Origin of the sequence: Haloferax sp. AB510 (assembly GCF_024136985.1) — an archaeon.
Classification (GTDB): Archaea; Halobacteriota; Halobacteria; order Halobacteriales; family Haloferacaceae; genus Haloferax.
In genome coordinates, this window is the sequence record NZ_JAMYJY010000147.1 from 1 (window position 1) to 6,764 (window position 6,764).

Below are 6,764 nucleotides of genomic sequence, written 5' to 3' on the forward strand. Positions count from 1 at the left end.
TCCAGCGGGTCCTCGCTCTCTGCGGCCTCGCTGTGGCCGTATGCGACGCCGTTCAGGACTGTCAACCCCCCGCTTGCCGTCTCGTCGTCCCGGTTCAGCCGTTGCGTCTCCGACGGACGGCCTGCACGGGGTCGACGACCCGCGGGTCGGTGGATTGACTGCCCTGACCGCGCGCTCACCTCGAGGTTCACCCCCGCGCTCGTCTGTGGGGGACACCTGTTGGCGACGCGCCGCGCCGGACAAGCCGGCGAAGGCGCGGCGGCGTCGCCGTGAGACGATTGGTGTCGGTCAGTCTGTGAGAAGACTGCGGCTGGAGAGTCGTGGTGTCGGAAGAAGACGCCGAGTGAGCGCCTTCAGGATTAACCCAATGAGTAGTAAGAAGCAGTTCCGTAATGAAGTTTCGCACAGCAACCACCCCTCGACGGTCGACGACGACGTGGTTGATGAGACGCCAGCGCTCCATCCCACAGTTGAACTCGAAATCCAAGCCAAGGTTGACCTGAATAACCCTGAAGCGGTTGGTCGGGGACTGACCCTCGCGGAAGAAGAGCGGATGGCTGCACGTGAGTGGGAGATCGAACAGACGCGTGAGCGGTGGGATCGGAGACAGACGTCGAGTCGGGAAGCACGGACGGCGACGGCGGTTGAACAGTCGAGTATCGAAGCAACGCGTGCATTCAAGAAACGCGCGGGGTGTGTCAATCGGTGGGCTGACCCGGAAGAACCGGATCCACGTGAGCAACTGACGGCTGAACAGTTGGGCGTTGTGAACAGAGAGGCAGGACGAATGCAGTCGAAACTCGAGGAGTGGTCGCGGGCGGTAATCAGCCGGCGGCTGGCCGAGGTCGTCGCAGACGGGAACTCGATGATGAGCGCGGTCGTGGGTGTCTTCGAAGAGTTCCAACAGGCTCCGGGGACGGTGATTCCGATTGCGGCGGTCAGCGAGGTCAGTCGTCGTGAGGTGTCGATTGAAGGAACGATAACCCAACTCTGGGAGTCGTCGAACCCGGCGATTCAACAGGTGGGACTCATCGAGGACGAGACGGGACGAACGAAATTCACGGTGTGGCATAATAGTCGGCAGCCAGCTGTCAGAGAAGGCGAGCGGGTGACGCTGCGGAACGTCGCAAAGAGCTGGTACGGTGGGCGTGTTTCGGTAGCCGTGACGGGGTGGTCGGACGTCAGATTCCCAGAGCGCGAGGCGTGGTGGGCTGAGTAAGCGTCGCCGGTGGGTGGTTCTTTTTTACGTCTCCACCAGCCCAGACCCCACCTCCCCACCCACCGCTCCGTGCTCGCACCTGCGGTGCTGCGCGCGCAGCCACGACCTCTCCGCACGGTTTCTATTTGGGTAAAGACGTTTCTGCCGGTTGGCGTTAGAGAAGTAGTTAGGGGCGTTACTGCAATCGAACCGTTAGGCTTCAGTACTCGCTGTAATTGCGTTCCGGACAGTCAAACCGAACTGGGCACTCGTCACACGTTGCTGGGTCAGGCAGGTCGTCCGAATCGAGGTCAGACCAACTGTTGTTTTCTCGTGTTGTTTCGATCCGTCGGACGGTCTCTTCGAAAGTGGCCATTGCAGCTTCCACTTCTGTTGGTGTGAATTCAACCTCGTACCGTGTTTCTACAGGGTTGTCCTCGTTGATGAAGTACAACACTGCACTCTCAGGATATTCGCCCTCTTGTTGGAAGTACAACCCCGCGTACACAAGGAGTTGGTCGTGGTAGTTCTGTAGATATTTGTGACCCTTTTCTGGCCGTTTGCTCGCCTTGTAGTCAACCAACGTCCGATCACCGTCGTCGTCGGTGATAACGTCGGCAACACCTGTCAACAGGTATTTACCAGCGTTCGCACGGAGTCGACACTCGGTGTCTACGACTTTCGGATACAACGACGGGCCAACGGTTTCGTTAAACCGTGCAACGTGCTCGAACACAGACTCAATCGCGTCGTTACTCATCGGCAGAATCCGTTGGTCTCGGAGCGAGTCAACGACTGTGTCGAACTCTTCGCGAAGTTTCTCTGTCGACGGCGGAGACCCGCCTGTGGCACCGTCTACGTCTCCGTTGTAGTAGCGATGTGCCCAGTCGAGTGTTTGGTGGACAGCTAAGCCTGCAAATAGCTGGGTACTACTGCTACCAGCGAACTTGTATTCGACAAGGAACCCGTATTGTCGGATACACCGTTCAACCGCTAGTGCGTCTCCGACGACGCTGTAGGTTCGCTTGGGAGCGTCGTCTGAAACTGGTCCAACAGACGTCCCCGATTGGAATAACGTCGCCCCCTTATCGAGTCGTTGGTTACGAGAGAACCACTCTGCGGTCAGCGGGACACCCCCGTCCGTACCAAGAGACGGCACGACAGTCGTCCCATCTGCAGGCCGAAGGTAGTAGTTGGTGCCGAGCAGAACTAACTTCTCCTTCGCACGCGAGTGAGCGACGTAGAACTGTCGGACAAGGTCACGCTCTGCGCGGGTTTCGACGTCGGTAGTCGGTGTCCGCTCACAGTACGGCGACAGAATATCTGCGATGGTTGGGGCTGGCGTCGTTTGTGCCTTGTCTTCGTACGTCACGACCTTCTCAACTGTGCGGTCGAGGCTGGCGACGTACACCACGGGGAACTCAAGGCCCTTGGCCTGATGCACCGTCATCACTTGGACGTGCCCTGGCGGTGTGCCCGCGTACGGGTCTTCTGGGTCATCGAGATCGACGTTGTTCAGATACTGGAGGAACGTCCAGTAGAAGTCACTCAGGAACCGTGTGGAGGTCGTTTCAAACTCAGCACGCGAGGTTCGCGTGAGGTTTCGACTGTGTGTCACTCCACTAGCGATACCCTCAAACGACTCAACAAGTTGGCTGAGTTTCCCCAACCGCATTGTCCGAGCAGCATCGCCATCCGTCCCAGTCCACTCTGAGAACGGGTTTTGGGCCCGAATTTTGTTGTAGATGTCGATCAACGTCAGATTGAGCACACTATCTGGCGACGCAGTACGAATCTCACGCTGGATTCGACTGATCACGGCTTCAAGACCGTCGGTGTTGATACTATCGTCAGCAAGGACGGCTTCGAGTTTTGTGTCCCAGTCTTGGACTTTTTGCCCAAACCCACCATAGGGATGGACGTTTTCTTCGCCCCACTGACTGTGGGGGTCAACACACCGGGCGAGCGCCCCCAACATCAACTGTACCTCTTCTTGCTCGGCGAAGCCCTTGTTCCGCGGATTGAACGCTGGAATACCACGGGCTTCGAGCGCCCGAACGCACGCACCAACGAAGGTCTCGTTACTATACTGTGTCCAGACTTCACGGGTGCTGTGGGCTAATAGTGCCACTTGTCGATAATCTTCGATGTACCCCTCGTCGTGTAGGTGTTCAACCTGCTCGGCGAACGCCTCTGCGGCCGCCTGCTTCGTATCCGCTTTGTGTAGGAAGACGTTCGGGTCTGGTGTTGAACTACGGAACGCTTCGAGCGGTTGTTTCCCAGCAGCTCGAGCACCGTGTTCTTGCATCACCGGCGAATCGGCGATGTGACGGTTTGACCAGTCTACAATACCTGGTCGAGAGCGGTAGTTAACACGGAGATTCTCCTGTCCGACAGCGTTCTCGTCGATACCCAGTCGGTCTGAAATCCGTTCAGGAAACTCGATCAAACAGTCGACCGTCCCACCACGGAAGCGGTAGAGTGCTTGGTCGTCATCACCGCAGACTACGAGTGTTGGGTTCGACGTAGCCATCCGTTCAGCGAGACTGAAATAAACCTCCTGTTGGAGCGGATTGACGTCTTGGTACTCATCGACAGCAACGCGCTGAATCCCAGGGTGCCCTCGATCTGGGTCACCCTGGACGAAGCGTAACCCGGCATCCGTCTCGAGGAAATCGAGGAATCGCTCTTGAAGTCGCGCGAAATCGCACCGCGAATTCTCGCGAAGGCTATCGAGATACTGCTCGTACCCTTCTGCGAGGCGTTGGTGTGCTCCATTGTTGCTGTTCTTGAGTGCCTCGATGTCGGCGCAGTACTGCGAGAGTCGGTTGAATAGTGTTGTTACAACACTCGTTGCAGTTGCTTTTGAACACCCTCCCTCGTCGTTTGCTTTGCGTGGAGAAAACTCGGTGACATCACCACCTGCTACCGACTCAATGTAGTCACCACACTTCTGAGAGATGAACATCTCCTGTGCGTCTGCATCGAGTAATTCGACGTTCTGGTAGTCCCCGTATCGGAACTCACGCATAATCTCCGCACAGAGTTGGTGAAGTGTTCCCACCCAGATGCGCTCGTAGGGAATTGAACTGCTGTATCCGAGTTCTACGAGCCACGCCTCTAAACGCTGCTCGAGGCTTCGAGCTGCTTTTTCAGTAAACGTCGTGAGTACTATCGCCTCCGGTTGGACCCCGTCGACGAGGAGCCACTTGAGAACTTGTGCGACGGTGACTGTACTTTTTCCCGTTCCCGGCCCAGCTGTCACTAACTGGGGACCAGTAGTGTGACGAAGGACCGCCAACTGTTCATCGTTGAACCTCCAGTGAGGAGTATCAGTCAGTCGCCGATTCGCCTCTTGGAGCCGCTGAACACACTGTTCGTGCGTGAGGCTTCCAAGCGGGGAGTCGCTTTGGTTTGCTGTTGCGTCAGTCGTATCTTCGGTCATCGTTGTGTACCTCCCAATGGGAGAGTCCCGCCGTCCGAGTCGAACGGACGTACTCCAAGCGGGCGGGCGTCATCGAGCGATGCGTCTCAGGGTGTATGCTGGCCGCAGCTAACCGTGTCCGCAGTTCTCAATCGCTGCTGAATCTCAGCGTCTGAGATCTGCTTAGGTTGTCACCTTTACAGACCAACCGTGACCGCCACACTCGGAGCAGTTTTCGAGCTGTTGGTCACGTCGATGGTTTCCGCAAGTGCACACCAACGTCGGCGGCGTCTCACGGAAGCGGACTTGTTCCTGAGGCGCACAGACGACGGTTGTGATGTGGGTGTCCTTCCGGAGTAGTACGACTTGGCTACCCTGTGTCACAGTGTAGCGTGCTTCAGAATAGGTCTTGCCGGCAACGTCAACGGCATAGCCCTCACGCCAGGCAGCTTTAACGTCGAACGGCGTTGCCGTCGGCGACCCTCGATGCATGAATCGCCACATCGCGTGGTCGCTCACCACGGGGCCCTGTGGCTGGTTCCGACTACTCATCGGGAGCCTCCTCGCCCAAAGGCGGCCGGAAGATGGTCGGGAGCGATAGCTTCAACTGGTTGGGGGTCTTAGCGCTCATCGTAGGTGCGTCGACGGTCGTTTAACGGCCCAAGACACCGATTTTCAGCGGGTTGGTGTTCCAGCACCGACCCGCGAACCCACGATCCTGAGCGGGTAGCCCAGCGATTGTAGTTCGGAACGTGGACCGTCCGACCTGCCGACACTACCTCGTAGGGGCTATGGGTACTTAATTCTATTGCCGTATTACGCAATAAGGGGGTTGCTATTTCCATCTTATCTGATGCAGTAGCGTGTTTGCCGCCCACAGTCGGGTTAAGAACGTCCCTTAACAGGCCAAATAGCACAATAGTGTTAAGGGGGTGCATCTGTTAGATGAGGTCGTAAGAGGAAACCGATCTCTTAATTGGTCTCCTAAGAGGGCAATTACAGAGAAACGTTCACGGTAATAATCAGATCTCACGATGACCAACGAACAATCAGGTCCAGCTGGACTCCCCGAGACGGTTACGTATGAACCGCTCCCTTCGATCTACCGGGCCTTTGCAGCAGGAGCAACCCCATACGCAATCATTACCGAGACGATTGACAACTCAATTGACTTCGTGCGCGGGCAGGCGCTCAATGAAGACTATTACCCGCAGACGTTGGACGTCGATATTCGGTTTGAGCCGATTGAAAATGAGACGAAGGATGATGGTGAGGGAGAAGAAAATATTGAGAACGACCAGGACACTACTGAATCAGACTCGGTTACTGGCCGACTCATCATCACAGATAATGCGGGTGGTGTTCCTCCGGAAGACCTTGCAAAATTCTTCCAATTAGGTCATAGTGATGCACCTCCAGAAGGGATTGGTCGATTCGGTGTTGGTGCCAAACGTCTCATTGGGATTGGCAACCACATCCGATATGAATCGCACGCGCACGGGTACGATGTGGCAGCAGGCTTCGAAGTCGATGCACAAAAGCTGGAGGGTGAAGCAGCTACGAATTCACGTACGGCGTACACGTCCGAAGTATACGAAGTTGATGACCTTGGTGAAAACAAGACGCGAATCATCGTTGAAGATCTAAAAAAGGGCGTCTGGAAGCGGCTTTGTGGGGTCGTAAACGGTGAAATTGACCGATCTGCTGAGAACTCTCTGTGGCGATTAGAAGAGACCTATGAACATTTCCTTCGAGATGATATCAAGATCGATCCTACTGAAGAACAGACAAAAGATTCGATCACACTCGATCTAAATTGGGGAGTTTCAGGTTTCGATACGGCTGATTCAGCTGATGATGAAGTAACGATACTAAACATTGATGAGCACGTTTCTGCACCAGAACCAGTCGATCTGAGTTACATTCCATTCGACGGACTCTGGCCACGGAAGTACGAGGGGATGCCGTTTGCAAATGACCCCGATACCCCACTAGACGACTGTCTTCGTGTGGATATCGAAGTCGGGTTGCTGCCGTCCTCTGATGTCGATAAAGCTGGTCTCACGGTTACGATGAACAACCGGAACGTCCTTTTTCGAGATACACAGAACGACTTATTCTCATCTAATTATCTCGGCAATT

3 protein-coding genes are annotated in these 6,764 nt (G+C 55.7%); 2 read left to right on the forward strand and 1 reads right to left on the reverse strand.

What is annotated here, in order from left to right; translation table 11 throughout:
* Positions 1-367 precede the first annotated feature (367 nt).
* Positions 368-1,219, forward strand: a complete 852-nt coding sequence (locus NKF06_RS19040) for a DNA-binding protein (protein WP_253246306.1) — start codon at positions 368-370, stop codon at positions 1,217-1,219.
* A gap of 199 nt (positions 1,220-1,418) precedes the next feature.
* Here the strand turns inward: NKF06_RS19040 and NKF06_RS19045 are convergent, their stop codons facing one another.
* Positions 1,419-4,643, reverse strand: coding sequence for an ATP-dependent DNA helicase (locus NKF06_RS19045; RefSeq protein WP_253246304.1), 3,225 nt, complete (start codon positions 4,641-4,643; stop codon positions 1,419-1,421).
* Between the two features lie 1,013 nt (positions 4,644-5,656).
* Here NKF06_RS19045 and NKF06_RS19050 point away from each other — a divergent pair.
* On the forward strand, positions 5,657-6,764 hold a 1,108-nt coding region (locus NKF06_RS19050), incomplete at its 3' end, for an ATP-binding protein (protein WP_253246305.1).